The sequence below is a fragment of the Undibacterium sp. Xuan67W genome, from assembly GCF_049340165.1.
Lineage (GTDB): Bacteria > Pseudomonadota > Gammaproteobacteria > Burkholderiales > Burkholderiaceae_D > Undibacterium.
In genome coordinates this window covers 150,632-164,615 of record NZ_JBMPPN010000007.1, presented here as the reverse complement: position 1 = coordinate 164,615, position 13,984 = coordinate 150,632, and the positions used below count along the sequence as shown (strand labels likewise).

The 13,984-nt window shown below is 48.7% G+C and carries 11 protein-coding genes; 4 read left to right on the top strand and 7 right to left on the bottom strand.

The features are described from left to right. Window positions 1–17 precede the first annotated feature (17 nt). The 4 genes from ACO0LE_RS08965 to ACO0LE_RS08950 form a co-directional block, all read right to left on the bottom strand. Complete coding sequence (locus tag ACO0LE_RS08965) at window positions 18–1,145, bottom strand: CaiB/BaiF CoA transferase family protein (RefSeq protein WP_422960051.1); 1,128 nt, start codon at window positions 1,143–1,145, stop codon at window positions 18–20. 81 nt (window positions 1,146–1,226) lie between these two features. After that, complete coding sequence (locus ACO0LE_RS08960) at window positions 1,227–2,048, bottom strand: enoyl-CoA hydratase/isomerase family protein (protein WP_422960050.1); 822 nt, start codon at window positions 2,046–2,048, stop codon at window positions 1,227–1,229. Between the two features lie 10 nt (window positions 2,049–2,058). Beyond that, window positions 2,059–3,264, bottom strand: a complete 1,206-nt coding sequence (locus tag ACO0LE_RS08955) for an acetyl-CoA C-acetyltransferase (RefSeq protein ID WP_422960049.1) — start codon at window positions 3,262–3,264, stop codon at window positions 2,059–2,061. 11 nt (window positions 3,265–3,275) lie between these two features. Then, window positions 3,276–4,412 carry an acyl-CoA dehydrogenase family protein gene (locus ACO0LE_RS08950; protein ID WP_422960048.1) on the bottom strand — a complete coding sequence of 379 codons (1,137 nt, stop codon included), beginning with the start codon at window positions 4,410–4,412 and terminating at the stop codon, window positions 3,276–3,278. A gap of 141 nt (window positions 4,413–4,553) precedes the next feature. Between ACO0LE_RS08950 and ACO0LE_RS08945 the strand changes: the two genes are divergently transcribed. Together ACO0LE_RS08945 and mutS are read left to right on the top strand one after the other, a co-directional pair. Then, window positions 4,554–5,213 (top strand): TetR/AcrR family transcriptional regulator, encoded by a 660-nt coding sequence (locus tag ACO0LE_RS08945; protein ID WP_422960047.1) that lies wholly within the window; start codon window positions 4,554–4,556, stop codon window positions 5,211–5,213. Window positions 5,214–5,495: 282 nt separating this feature from the next. Next, window positions 5,496–8,144, top strand: coding sequence for a DNA mismatch repair protein MutS (gene mutS, locus ACO0LE_RS08940; protein ID WP_422960046.1), 2,649 nt, complete (start codon window positions 5,496–5,498; stop codon window positions 8,142–8,144). Between the two features lie 178 nt (window positions 8,145–8,322). Here the strand turns inward: mutS and ACO0LE_RS08935 are convergent, their stop codons facing one another. Both ACO0LE_RS08935 and ACO0LE_RS08930 read right to left on the bottom strand, forming a co-directional pair. Continuing rightward, the gene (locus ACO0LE_RS08935; RefSeq protein ID WP_422960045.1) at window positions 8,323–9,564 is read right to left on the bottom strand and encodes an HD-GYP domain-containing protein; all 1,242 of its coding nucleotides are present in this window, start codon (window positions 9,562–9,564) and stop codon (window positions 8,323–8,325) included. A gap of 629 nt (window positions 9,565–10,193) precedes the next feature. Then, complete coding sequence (locus tag ACO0LE_RS08930) at window positions 10,194–10,733, bottom strand: FKBP-type peptidyl-prolyl cis-trans isomerase (RefSeq protein ID WP_422960044.1); 540 nt, start codon at window positions 10,731–10,733, stop codon at window positions 10,194–10,196. A 76-nt stretch (window positions 10,734–10,809) separates the two neighbouring features. Between ACO0LE_RS08930 and ACO0LE_RS08925 the strand changes: the two genes are divergently transcribed. Together ACO0LE_RS08925 and ACO0LE_RS08920 are read left to right on the top strand one after the other, a co-directional pair. Beyond that, window positions 10,810–11,946: a cupin domain-containing protein gene (locus tag ACO0LE_RS08925; protein ID WP_422960065.1), complete on the top strand. Its 1,137-nt coding sequence runs from the start codon at window positions 10,810–10,812 to the stop codon at window positions 11,944–11,946. 356 nt (window positions 11,947–12,302) lie between these two features. Then, window positions 12,303–12,545, top strand: a complete 243-nt coding sequence (locus ACO0LE_RS08920; RefSeq protein ID WP_422960043.1) for a hypothetical protein — start codon at window positions 12,303–12,305, stop codon at window positions 12,543–12,545. A gap of 215 nt (window positions 12,546–12,760) precedes the next feature. Here the strand turns inward: ACO0LE_RS08920 and bamC are convergent, their stop codons facing one another. Then, the gene (bamC, locus tag ACO0LE_RS08915) at window positions 12,761–13,921 is read right to left on the bottom strand and encodes an outer membrane protein assembly factor BamC (RefSeq protein ID WP_422960042.1); all 1,161 of its coding nucleotides are present in this window, start codon (window positions 13,919–13,921) and stop codon (window positions 12,761–12,763) included. Between the last annotated feature and the right edge of the window lie 63 nt (window positions 13,922–13,984).

The window sequence follows — 13,984 nt, the reverse complement described above, 5'->3', positions numbered from 1 at the left end:
TCATCCACCACGCGGATTCATTTCAATAATTGTGCAATCTCTTCCGCACTCAATCCCGCTTCACGCAACAGTACCGCGCTATCCGCTCCGCGCTTTGCCACCTTACCGGGAATGGCATTTGCCGAATCAGAAAACCGGGGCGCGGGAGCCGCCTGAAGTATCCCCTCATGCCGCGCATAGATACCTCGTGCCGCGATATGGGGATGAGTCATCGCCTCCGCCGGTGTTAGTACGGGTGCAAAACAAGCGTCACTACCCTCCAGCAAGTCGACCCAATATTGCCGCGGCTGACTCACAAAGATCGTCGTTAAACGAGCACGCAACGACGGCCATTGTTGCCGGTCATAAGGATTTTTAAACTCAGGCGCCTCACCCAGTCCAAGTCGACTCATCAGTATCTGATAAAACGGTGGCTCCAGTGCGCCGATCGTAATCCATCCGCCATCAGCACATCTGTAACTGCCATACCAGTGCGATCCGTCCAGCAAACCCTGACCACGCTCATATGGCTGATGTCCCGCAGCATGCAACGACAACAGCAGATTCATCATGTTGGCACTACCATCGACAATCGCCGCATCCACAACCTGACCGCGCCCTGTGGCGCGTGCGCTTAATAAACCTGCCAATACGCCCATCGCTAGATACAAAGCGCCTCCGCCGATGTCTCCGACCAAAGTAGGTGGTGCTAAGGGGGGAGTTCCAGCAGCACCGGCGTACCAGAGAGCACCGGATAAGGCGATGTAGTTGAGGTCATGTCCCGCTGCTTGTGCCAGCGGCCCATCTTGTCCCCAGCCTGTCATCCGGCCATATACGAGTTTAGGATTGATAGCATGGCAGGCCTCCGGACCAAGACCCAGACGCTCCATGACGCCGGGGCGCATGCCCTCTATTAAAGCGTCAGCACTGGTAATCAGGTGCAGTAACGCCTTGAGCGCCTGCGGATCTTTCAGATCCAGTGCCAGCGAGCGCTTGCCGCGGTTTACGATGGCATTCTCAGCGAGATCCAGCGGATCACCAGGTTTACTCGCCTTGCGCTCAACGAGAATGACTTCGGCGCCCATATCTGCCAGCAACATGCCGCAAAAAGGGGCGGGGCCAATGCCCGCAATCTCGATCACCCGCACACCAGAAAGAACTGCCATCCTTATCCCTTTATAAAAATCTCAGATAATTTCTCAGATAATTTTTCAGACAATTGTTATCTCTTCAAAACTCTAATGAATTCACGTTATCGCGTTCACAAAGTAGCGTGCTTCTGTTTTTAAACCTGTGTCGATATCGGTCATCAATCCCTCATATACACTCGACAAGGTATTGACGGAGGCTTTATCCAACACATGATTGTGTGCATGACTTCTTGCCCGCAGCATCGCGTTAGTGATCATCAATAATTGCTGTATCGCCGGACTGGACACGGCACCACCCGGTACTTTATATCCTTTTACATCCCAGCTTTGTTGTACCACGCTTGCCTGGACTAGCTTGCTAAGCAGCCATAGCCGCGCCTCATTCGACTCACTGCCTGCTGGTGCCAGTGCATGTACGAGCTGTTGCGCCAGGGCTTCTGCTACGCTTATTTTTTTATTGTCGAGAAGCATGGAGAAGGCATTTTGTATGCCGATCAGACGAGGCAAACGTTGCGTCCCGCCAGATCCCGGCATACGCCCCGGAGAATTTGGGCTGATACCAAACTGAGCCGCTACCACGTCAGAAGCAACGCGATAATGCGTAACCATGGCCAGCTCCAGAGATACACCAACAGCGCCGCCGGACAAGGCAATGGCAACCGGTTTACCGCAAGTCTCTAACCGGCGCAACACACGGTGACGCTCAAGCATTCTTGCAAATAGTTTGGCTACGTTGTCTTCATCTATATTTTTTTCATCTGCAATAAAATTACTATCAGACGCTACCAGCAAAAGCCCTTTCACATCATCGTCATTGATCGCTTCGTCTAAAACCAGAAGCAGATCATCTATCTGAGGTCGAAAGGTCTGATCGAAATTCATAGTGGCGATACCTTGCGCATCGAGACTCAATATCATGGTCATCTTCTTACACCCGCTCAATAATCGTAGCAATTCCCATCCCGGCGCCGACACATAAGGTGGCTAGCCCGGTCGACAGATCACGTCTTTCCAGTTCATCCAGCAAGGAGCCCAGTATCATCGCCCCGGTTGCGCCTAGCGGATGTCCCATCGCAATCGCACCACCATTCACATTCATCTTATCGTGCGGTACAGACATGACTTCCATGAAGCGCAAAACAACCGCAGAGAAAGCTTCATTGAGTTCAAACAAATCAATATCCTTTGCGCTCATGCCTGCGCGTTTCAGTGCTTTTTCTGCGGCATAGCTCGGGCCTGTCAGCATGATCGACGGTTCAGACCCTATGGTGGCGAACGAGCGGATACGCGCTCTTGGTATCATGCCAGTAAGTTCCGCGATAGCACGATTGCCGATCAACACGACCGCTGCGCCATCGACAATGCCAGAACTGTTGCCGGCATGATGCACATGCTGCACTTCACCCAGATCGGGATAACGCTGACCTATCACCGCATCAAAACCCCATCGCTCCCCCATATCAGCAAATGATGGACGTAAAGCGGCCAGCGACTCCAGCGTGGTTTGCGGACGTATCGTTTCATCTTTATCTAACATGATCAGACCATTGATATCCATCACCGGCACAATCGACCGGCCAAACCAACCCGCTTGCGCTGCAATCGCAGCACGGCGGTGGCTGTCGACCGCGTAAGCATCCACATCCTTACGCGAGTACCCTGATTGCGTTGCAATCGCGTCCGCAGAAATACCTTGCGGTACAAAATAATTTTTTATCGCTGCTTGCGGATCAACTGGCCAGGCGCCGCCATCACTACCCATAGCGACACGTGACATCGCCTCGACGCCACCACCGACAGACAATGCGCTCTGGCCTGACATTACCTGCGCCGCCGCCATGTTCACCGCCTCCAGGCCAGAGGCACAAAAGCGATTGATCTGCACACCCGATACGCTCTCGTGATAATCCGCCGCGAGAACGGCCAGACGGGCAATACATGCTCCTTGCTCCCCTACCGGCGTGACACAACCGAGCACCACATCGTCAATCAATCCGGTATCCAGATGGTGACGCTCACGTAAAGCGCGTAAGGGTGTTGCAGCCAATTCGAGCGGCGTAACACCATGCAAAGCACCATCTTTTTTCCCTTTACCACGCGACGTCCGCAAGGCATCATAAATAAACGCATCCATATACTGTCCTATCAAAGCGTGCGGCTGATCAGCTCTTTCATGATCTCATTAGTCCCGCCATAGATCCGCTGCACCCGTGCATCTGCCCAAGCCCGCGCAATGGGATATTCATGCATATAACCATAGCCGCCATGCAGCTGGACACATTGGTCCATGACGTTGAATTGCATTTCCGTTGCCCAGTATTTCGCCATAGACGCCGTCTCAGCATCGAGCCGGTTCGCGAGTTTTAACTCTATGCAGCGATCGATGAATACCTGCCCTACGGCGATTTCGGTTTTCATTTCCGCCAGCTTATGCGACACCGTCTGGAAGTCGATCACGGATTTGCCAAACGCTTTACGGTCGCGAGTGTACTGGATGGTCCACTCCAGAGCCGCCTGAGCAGCAGCGACACCGGTCAAGGCGATTTGTAAACGCTCCCAGGGAAGCTCCTGCATCAGATAAGCGAAGCCACGTCCCTCCTCGCCCAACAGATTCTGCGCAGGCACACGAACCTGATCGAAAAACAGTTCAGAGGTATCTTGTGCGCTCATACCCATTTTGTGCATTCGCTTGCCTTTAGTAAAACCAGGCATTGACGTATCAACTACAAACAAACTGATACCTCTGGAGCCTGCGTCAGGATCGGTCCTGGCAACGACGATCACCAGATCGCAATGCCAGCCATTTGTGATGAAAGTTTTTGACCCGTTCAAAATATAGTGCTCTCCTTCTCGCAGCGCACTCGTTTTAATTCCTTGCAGATCCGAACCAGCACCCGGCTCAGTCATCGCAATCGCACCGATCATTTCGCCAGTTGCGAGCCTCGGCAGATACGTCGACTTCAGATACTCACTCCCGTGATGCAACAGATAAGGCGCAACAATCTCCGAGTGCAAACCAAAGCCCGGACCCAAGGCGCCTATCCTGAATTGCTCTTCCATCAAAATCACGCTGAACAGAATATCGACGCCAGAGCCACCATATTGCTCAGGCATGCTGGGACACAGCAATCCGGCAGCACCTGCTTTACGCCACAGATCCCGGTCGACAAAACCCTGCTCATCCCAGCGTGCGTGATGCGGCGCGACCTCGGTCTCCATAAAGCGCCGGACGGTATCGCGAAATAATTGGTGATCGTCGCCAAAAAGCGTACGTGGAATCATGTTTTGCCCCCGGAATTAGTTTTTATTTTGGTGATCGGCTACGTGAATCGAGTCTATAGGTCAATTGACCCATTTGTCAATGAATGCCATAATCCGGTGACTTACCTGACTAAACCACCATAATCCCCTCCAAAAAAACGGATGAGCTCCAGCCGCACCAGCCCGCTACGCAACAAGGAATCAGAAACCACAGGTAAGGGTTACGAACGTGCCCGGGCGATTCTGGAGGCGACACGGACGATTTTTGCGAATGACGGGTATGCGGGTCTGTCGATGCGTGCCGTCGCCACCAAAGTTGGCGTCAACCTGTCGACGGTGCAGCATTACTATCCCAGCAAAGATAACTTAATCGAAGCGCTGCTATCGCAGACACTGCAAGACTATCAGGCCGCAGTTGATCTGCTCGCCCCCTCAGGCAGTCAGTCAAGCAATCTTGATCAACATCAGTTTGAAGCCTTAATTGATTATTTTCTGGATGACATCAGTACACCGGAATCGAGTGGCATGCTGTCGGAATTATGGGCGTTGGCCTACCGGCACGCCTTCGCCGCAGGCATCCTTGATCAGATGCTGACACGCTCACGCAAAGTATTTCGCAATCTGATCCGCAACCGCATGCCCACTCTCGCGCCAGAACAATGCGAGCTGCGCGGCGCCCTGATGGTCGCGCAACTGCAAGGCCTGACCTTATATCTGGCGACCTCACGACCTCAGCACAAAGAATTAACGGGTTTAAAAACAGCGGCGCGTGCAGCGATAGTTCATCTAGCTTTTGCACCAGAAATCAATCCAGACACATAGCCACCCGCACTCCAGATAACGTTCTCCCATCTCTGCGCCGTAGACTGCAATATTCGTCTATGATAATGTTCTGACCCCGCGTACTGTCTAGGGTTGCATCACTGCATGGATGATATGAGATGTCTCCATCTGAGTAATTTCCACTGACAGCGCAAATTCTGATCACGTCGATAATCTATCTACAATTGACACAGGGAAGATCAATGCGCAGCAGTCTGAAATGAAGCGCAGTCCAGCATCGCATCAGTACCGAAACTACCGAATCAAGAAAATTAAGGTTTTATGAAAGCAGCAGAAAACAGCCACACTCCAATGATGCAGCAATATTTACGCATCAAAGCCGACCATCCGACCACATTAGTTTTTTACAGGATGGGGGATTTTTATGAACTGTTTTTTGAGGATGCGGAAAAAGTCACGCGTCTGCTGGGGATTACCTTAACTCAACGCGGCACCTCGAATGGTGCACCAATCAAAATGGCGGGTGTGCCATTTCATTCATTGGAACCTTACCTGGCAAAGCTGGTAAAACTGGGGGAATCCGCTGCGATTTGTGAGCAAATTGGCGACCCTGCAACCAGTAAAGGTCCGGTAGAGCGCAAGGTCATGCGTGTGATTACGCCAGGCACTCTGACCGACACCGATTTGCTGCCAGAAAAATCTGAACGCCCTCTGCTAGCGCTATGCCTTTTACAACAGCGCAAGACCGTCACGGCAGGACTGTCCTGGTTATCTTTAGCGAGCGGTGCACTCAAGCTGATGGAATTCAGCTGCGATGAAAAAACCTTGCCTCAGCGCCTGCACCAAGAGCTGGAACGTATCTCGCCTGCCGAGGTCTTAGTGTCTGCCGGCAGCTTGTTACTGGAATCGTATCAAGCTAGTTTGCCTGGCAAATTTTCTGAGGTACCTGATTGGCACTTCGATTTAAAACAAGGTCAGAAATCTTTACAAGATCAATTAGCGACCGCTTCGCTGACAGGCTTTGGCGCAGAAAATCTGACCGCGGCAATTGGTGCATCCGGTGCTTTATTGCGCTATGCCGAAGCAACACAAGGTCGCGGCCTGAAGCATATCAACACGCTGACAGTTGAAAACGAAAATGAATTCATCGGTCTCGATACGGCGACACGGCGCAATCTAGAATTGACCGAGACTTTACGCGGACAAGAATCACCAACACTCTTTTCCTTGCTCGATCATTGCCGCACCGCGATGGGCTCACGTTTGCTACGACACTGGCTCCATCATGCACGCCGGGATCAATTGGTTGCTCGATCACGTCATGATGCAATCAAGGCACTGATACAAGCCGACTCTACGGCGGGACTCTCCACCACATTGACGTCCGTTCCGGATATCGAGCGGATTACAACACGTATCGCACTGCAATCGGCGCGGCCACGTGATCTGGCCGGTCTGCGTGATGGCCTGCAGCATCTGCCAACGGTACGCTCGTATGTCTCGATGTGTATCGCCGACAACCATACCAATCTGCTGACCAAAGTGCTGACGGATCTGGCGACGCCGACAGAATGTCTGGATTTGCTAGAGCGCAGCCTGATGCTGCAACCCTCAACAATGGTGCGCGATGGCGGCGTGATGGCGACAGGCTTTGACGCGGAACTTGATGAGCTACGCGCACTGTCAGAAAACGCCGGGCAATTTTTAATCGATCTGGAAACCTCAGAGCGCGCACGCACCGGCATCGCGAATTTACGTGTCGAATACAACAAAGTGCATGGCTTCTATATTGAAGTCACGAACGGACAGACCGATAAAGTACCGGACAATTATCGCCGCCGCCAGACGCTGAAAAATGCTGAGCGCTACATCACGCCAGAACTCAAAGCCTTTGAAGATAAAGCGCTGTCAGCACAGGAGCGTGCCCTGGTCAGAGAAAAAGTCTTATATGAAAAACTGTTGCAAGATCTGCTGCCGCACATCACGACTTTACAAGCGATCGCCCATGCAATTGCGCAGCTCGACACTTTGGTTAGTCTGGCCAATCATGCGACAAAAAATAACTGGTGTGCGCCCGAGCTGGTAGATGAACCTATGCTGCACATTACCCAGGGACGCCATCCCGTGGTTGAGAACCAGATTGAACGCTTTATCGCGAACGACTGTCAGCTCTCCAGCGAACGTAAACTACTCTTGATCACCGGTCCGAACATGGGTGGTAAATCGACCTTTATGCGTCAGGTGGCACTGATTACCCTACTAGCCTATGTCGGGAGCTATGTGCCGGCAAGCGAAGCCGTGATTGGCCCTATCGACCGCATCTTTACCAGAATCGGCGCCGCTGATGATCTGGCAGGCGGGCGCTCCACCTTCATGGTTGAGATGACTGAATCTGCGGCCATCCTGAACGGCGCGACAGAAAATTCGCTGGTATTAATGGACGAAGTCGGTCGTGGCACATCGACATTCGACGGACTAGCATTGGCCTGGGCCATTGCACGACATTTGATTCTCATTTCGAAAAGCTACACCTTGTTTGCTACGCATTACTTTGAATTGACACAGTTACCCGACATTCATTCAAGTGCAGAAAATGTCCACCTGTCCGCGATTGAACACAAAGAAAATATCGTATTCCTGCATGCCGTTCAGGCTGGCCCAGCATCACAAAGTTATGGTCTGCAAGTCGCGCAACTCGCTGGCATTCCGCAAGGTGTCATTAAGGCTGCGCGCAAACATCTGGCGGAACTAGAGGCGCATTCACTGCAAGCCTCACCACAATTTGATCTGTTCAGTGCCAGTGCACCGACAGAGCTCGCTGACGAGTTCGAACCAGACAGTAGTACCGAACCGCCAAGTGAATTATTCAATGCGATCAGTGAACTCGATCCCGATGCCATGAGCCCACGGGAAGCCCTGGATGCACTGTATGCGTTGAAGCAGCTTTACAAATCACATCACCAATCATGAGGTAAAGGGCTTATCGCATCCCTGGCCTGTTAAGGGCCGTTAAGTGTGGTTAAGCTCGTTGGTATTCAAGTTGGCATTCAAATCGGAGTGACGTTTAGAGTGTGGGATTTTTTTGCGAGAATGGTCATGTCCCGTTTCCAGATAAATTCCTCGCTTCCGATTGCATGCTGAACAAACTCTAGGCTGCCCACATCTGATCAAAATTCTTAAAAGCCCATTTTGCGGGATCTTCATGACCGACGATCTGTTCTGCATTACGATCCATGACAGGACGTGACAAGTCTATAATTTCTGGAGGCAGATATACATTGGATTTTGTGGAAAAAAATACTTTCACTTTTGGCGTAATCAAAGAGCTTGGCGATTGTTCAAGCACAACAGCGAGACGCCCAGAAGACAACCGTACAAGTGAACCGATCGGATAAATTCCAACGCTATTTACAAACGCGTGAAAAACATCTTTATCGTACTGGGCCGCGCTCCACTCACTCATTTTTTTAATTGACTCTATAGGCTCCCAACCCGCCTTATAGGGCCGGTTCGACGTAATAGCATCATAGACATCACAGACGGCACCCATCTTCGCAAAAATTGATATCTCACTGCCTTTTAGGCCATGCGGATAACCACTGCCATCAATTCGCTCATGATGATGCAAACATACATCCAAAGGGATATTTCCAACAGAACCATTTTCTTGCAAAAGTCGGTGCCCTTCTTCTGGATGGCCTTTCATGATGTCAAACTCTTCAACGGTAAGCCGACCTGGTTTATTTAATACATCGATTGGCATCAACACTTTGCCCAGATCGTGCAACAAGCCTGCCATACCAGCTTCACGTGTTTGGGTATCATCTAGATTTAAATGCTGTGAAACAGCCACCATCAACGCACAGACTGCGACCGAATGCATATATGTGTAGTCATCGGCTTTTTTTAAACGCGCCAAACTGATCAGTGCTCCGGGATTACGCATGACGGATAACGATATCTCCTGCACAACTTCGCCAGCAATATCCATAGAAATCGCCTTACCCATTCGAACTTCCTGGAACATTGACATCACCGCACTCTTTGAGCGGTCGCATATTTTTTCTGCGCGTTGAAGTTCATCCGTCAATTTTGACGGCTTGCTCCGCTCTGTAACTTTTGACTTAGAAATAGCCTGTTCTGGCTGTTCGCTTTCTGCGGAACAGGCAAGCGAAACAACTTCTTTATCCTCTGGATGTGGCAAAACATCATCACCATAATCGAGGTTAATCCACACATCTGAAATACCGCTATCAATAATTAAACGAATATCGTTTTGATCTTTGATAACAAATTTAGAGCGCCAAAAAGGATGATCAATCCATGAACCACAAAGTGATTGCAGGTACATGCCCGCCTTAAGTTGCCGTGCTGGGATTTTTTTTAGCATTAACGCTCCGGACAGAAAAAAGTCTGATTATTTGGCGTAAACCGTCTCGTCAATTTTTATGGTGATAATAACTATTTTGAACCATCAAAATGTGAAAAGCCTATTGAAGCTATGTACTACCAACTTTTCTTAAATCCTACCATGCAAAAATCATGAATTAATATGATGCAATGCATTTAAAACGACAATAAATGTATTCATTCAGAATCAAAAATATCGGCTTGCGTATTTTGTATTCTTTAATCCAATATGCGATATTCCAACATACGCCCATTACGTTGATGCAAAAGTAGACTTTACTCGCCTGTCCTGTATGACGTAAAAAATATACTCCCTATAAGTATATTTTTTACAAATAAACCAAATAGAAATCATTGATATTTTCGTATCAAAAAAAGTTTTTTTGATCTGCTAAAAACAAAAATTCTGAAATATCAAATCATTAAAAATCGTCAGTGTTGATACACTGATGTAATTGAAAATATCGTTTAACCATAACACATAAAAAAAGCGCACAACAAAGTTATGCGCTTTTTTTACGGAGATACCTTTGAAAAGGTATCACTCGGCGAATCTCCCAATGTGCAATTGAAGTCACTAACAAAGTATCAACAAAATGCACGAATTAATTAGTGAATCGGATGGCTGCGATATTCATCGCCGGCATCATCTTCGTCGTCTTCACCGTGACGGTGGCCGTGTGCGCCATGCACGTGACCATGTTCGATTTCTTCGTCGCTTGCAGCGCGGACTTGTACCACAGTTAAATCAAAGCGCAACGCCATACCTGCCAACGGGTGATTGCCATCCAAAACGACTTTGTCGTCTGTGATATCCGTCACTGTAAAGATCAGAGCGTCGTCTTCATCTTCACCGTCCTGCATGCCTTCGAACTGCATACCAACTTCCAGTGGATTTGGCAGGCGATTACGTGGCTCAACTTTCACCAGCTCTGCGTCGTATTCACCAAACGCGTCATCTGGCTCGACTTGCAAAATCGTTTTGTAGCCAACTTCTTTGCCATCTAATGCTTCTTCGATCTTAGGCAAGGTATTTTCGTAGCCACCGTGCAAATACACCATTGGCTGTTGACCTTCTTCGATCAGATTGTCTTGCGCATCCGACAGCTTATAATTAACAGTAACAACTGTATTTTTGACAATCTTCATGATATTCCTTAAAAATAATGTGCAGACGAATTATACCCGTCTGGCTAGTTGTGTACGCCACGCCTATAATGCCGACATGAAAAATTTATCTACAAAACTGCCGCTCTTGGGCAACATCACTGCCGACCAGTTCCTTAGCGAGTATTGGCACAAGAAACCCCTGCTGATACGCCAGGCAATTCCCGGCTTCAGCGCACCAATCAAGAAGGATGCCTTGTTCGACATGGCAGCGCAGGAGGATGTCGAGTCACGCCTGATCTGCTTTTTCGACAAACACTGGGAAATGAAAAACGGCCCTTTCCAGCAATTGCCGGTAAAAGAAAAAAAAGACTGGACGCTGCTGGTACAAGGCGTGAACTTGCACAATCCGGTCGCCGATGAGTTGCTGCGCCAGTTCAACTTCATCGCAGATACCCGCCTTGATGATCTGATGATCAGTTATGCAGAAGACGGCGGTGGCGTTGGCCCGCACTTCGATTCATACGACGTATTCCTGTTGCAGGCACACGGTCAGCGACGCTGGAAAATCGGCGCGCAAAAAGATTTATCGCTGATCGAGGGAATGCCGCTCAAGATCTTACGTAATTTCAAGCCGGAACAAGAATTTGTACTCGAACCTGGCGATATGCTGTACCTGCCACCACAATACGCGCATGACGGCGTCGCGATCGGTGAATGCATGACTTACTCTATTGGCTTCCGCGCGCCGTCTTATCAAGAGTTTGGCGAGTCGTTTCTGCAATTCATGTCTGATTCGATTGATCTGCCTGGCCGCTATGCCGATCCAGACCTCAAGGCAAGTCTACGTCCTGCCGAAATCAGCACGGCAATGGTCGATACGATTGCCGAACAATTGGCAAAAATTCGCTTTACCGAGGAAGACATTACCATTTTTATCGGTGAGTATCTGAGTACGCCAAAATCCAGTGTATTCTTTAACTCACCAGAAAAACCATTGACGCCGAAACGCTTCACCCAAGCCGCGCAAAAAAACGGCGTGTCTTTGTCACTAAAAACCCAGATGCTTTACAAAGGTAAGCATGTCTTCGTAAACGGAGAGTCTTTTGCGATCGGTAAAGACGATAAAGTAAGCTTATTAAAACTAGCGAATCAAAGAAAACTGGACGGTGCTGATGTCGCACAAGTCTCAGACGATGTGATGGAAGCCTTATGCCTTTGGTATGAGGATGGCTGGCTGAATCTGAATTCATAAAGCACTTTTCTTGCATCTAGATATTTACAACTATTTGCATAAATTAGCCTCATTAAATTAGTTAAATTGCATGATTTTTTAAAAAAACTCGCTGTAATTTAACTAATACATGAGTATTGCCAATAAAAAATTGTTTTTGTTGGTAAATATTACGGAAAATCCGTATAAAAATGACTCTTTCCCTATTCCATTAATGGAAAAATCATTATAATTCTGGGTTAGGAAACTTTCGTAGGGGCCGACCTGCCTATTTGGGTAATAAGCCCTCGAATAAACCTATAGAGCGATAATTACCGGTAATTATTCATCGCAAAATTCTGATCTTATTTTTTGATCTATTTATTGAAAGTATAAACATGAAAAAATCACTCTTGCTCGTTTCCCTGTTGGCAGTTGCTTTGGCAGCTTGCGGTAAAAAAGAAGAAGCTCCAGCAGCTTCTGCAGCAGCTTCCGTAGCTGCACCAGCTCCAGTAGCAGCTTCTGCTCCTGCTGAAGCTCCAGCAGCAGCACCAGCTCCAGCAGCTGATGCAGCAGCAGCATCTGGCGCAGCTCCAGCAGCTTCCGCTCCAGCAGCAGCTTCAGCATCTGCTTCCAAGTAATTTTTTTATTGCTTGAAAAAAACCGACTTTCGAGTCGGTTTTTTTTCGCCCTTTTTTACCAGTCGGCCCAATAAAATTGCATCACAGCAATGTTATTTACTCAGGGGAAAAGAGGTATTTAGATTACTTTCCAGATCACCTCTCAGATTACCCTCTAAAACATAACAGACAAAAAAATGCGACTCAATGAGTCGCATTTTTTAATGTGAAATACCTTATTTCAATTGCTCATTCAGCAATTGCAGTATCTTGTCAGCAGTTGCAGAAATCTCAACCTTGCCATCTGTGCCGTAGATACTGACATGACTGACTTCTCCTTTGCCAGAAACCAGAATACGGTACTTTTGGGCATTCTTTGGATCGCTAGAGCCAAACGAGAATAATTTCGAGAAGAAGCCTTCGCTTGCACCTTTAGTTTTCGCATCGATGTCCTGATCGATGTAGCGAACGTAGTAGAGACCTTGTGAACGATCACGGTCTTCGACGGTGAATCCAATACGATCCAGTGCCAGACCGACGCGACGCCATGAGCGGTCAAAACCTTCATCTGTTTCAACATAAGACACGTTATCGGCCTTCAACAGCTTGGCGCGAATCTTCAATTGCGTTGGCGACGCGACAGCAACTTTAGCCTGCTCAGCATCCGCACCCAAACGCACCATCAAACGAGACAAAAATTCTGCTTCAAGACCGCTATCGTTAGCACGCGGCGTCCAGACAGTACCCTCTTTCTGGTTACCGACTAACACCTCTTGTGCGCCACGGTGGCTGATGTAAATTTCGACTTCGCCTTTGGCATTGCGTTCGAGACGCGTGCGGAATTTATCGCGCTCACCGGTCGAATACAGAGAATCGAGCACCTTACCTAAGGTATTGCGGATAATATCTTGTGGAATTTTGGCGCGGTTCTCGGCCCAATCCGTCTCCATCACGCCGGACTCTTGAGATTCAATATTGATCAGGAAACCCAGCTCCTGCCAGAAATCCTTGATCTGCGGCCATAGAACCTCAGGTGTTTGATTCACCAGCAACCAGCGCTGAGATCCATCACGCTCAATGCGCATGGACTTCACTTGCAGGGGAGCAATGGCAGTAGCGCCCGAAGTGGCGGCAACATTCCCTTTTTGCAGATTATAGCTTGAGGCAGTAGCACTACCTTGGTTACTGTTAGGGACGGCAAAACGATTATCACGACGAATTTGCGTCAGATCAGGTGGAACTTCCAGAGATACTGTGGCAGCTTTGCTCGCACTTTTATAGTCGATCTTATTTGGCTCAAGAATATTACCAATTGACGTACAAGCACTTAAGCTGATTACACCAGCCAGTGCTAATGCACTGATGATCCCATTTTTAGCAACAAAGCTTTTTGCCATGTGAAAGTCCCTACGATTTGTAATCAATTAAATGTACATAAAAACATAGGCGGGAATCAGATA

Excerpts from the sequence above, each read along its gene's own strand:
- ACO0LE_RS08965 (WP_422960051.1), bottom strand. The coding sequence starts at position 1,145 with ATGGCAGTTCTTTCTGGTGTGCGGGTGATCGAGATTGCGGGCATTGGC.
- ACO0LE_RS08960 (WP_422960050.1), bottom strand. The coding sequence starts at position 2,048 with ATGATATTGAGTCTCGATGCGCAAGGTATCGCCACTATGAATTTCGAT.
- ACO0LE_RS08955 (WP_422960049.1), bottom strand. The coding sequence starts at position 3,264 with ATGGATGCGTTTATTTATGATGCCTTGCGGACGTCGCGTGGTAAAGGG.
- ACO0LE_RS08950 (WP_422960048.1), bottom strand. The coding sequence starts at position 4,412 with ATGATTCCACGTACGCTTTTTGGCGACGATCACCAATTATTTCGCGAT.
- ACO0LE_RS08945 (WP_422960047.1), top strand. The coding sequence starts at position 4,554 with ATGAGCTCCAGCCGCACCAGCCCGCTACGCAACAAGGAATCAGAAACC.
- mutS (WP_422960046.1), top strand. The coding sequence starts at position 5,496 with ATGAAAGCAGCAGAAAACAGCCACACTCCAATGATGCAGCAATATTTA.
- ACO0LE_RS08935 (WP_422960045.1), bottom strand. The coding sequence starts at position 9,564 with ATGCTAAAAAAAATCCCAGCACGGCAACTTAAGGCGGGCATGTACCTG.
- ACO0LE_RS08930 (WP_422960044.1), bottom strand. The coding sequence starts at position 10,733 with ATGAAGATTGTCAAAAATACAGTTGTTACTGTTAATTATAAGCTGTCG.
- ACO0LE_RS08925 (WP_422960065.1), top strand. The coding sequence starts at position 10,810 with ATGAAAAATTTATCTACAAAACTGCCGCTCTTGGGCAACATCACTGCC.
- ACO0LE_RS08920 (WP_422960043.1), top strand. The coding sequence starts at position 12,303 with ATGAAAAAATCACTCTTGCTCGTTTCCCTGTTGGCAGTTGCTTTGGCA.
- bamC (WP_422960042.1), bottom strand. The coding sequence starts at position 13,921 with ATGGCAAAAAGCTTTGTTGCTAAAAATGGGATCATCAGTGCATTAGCA.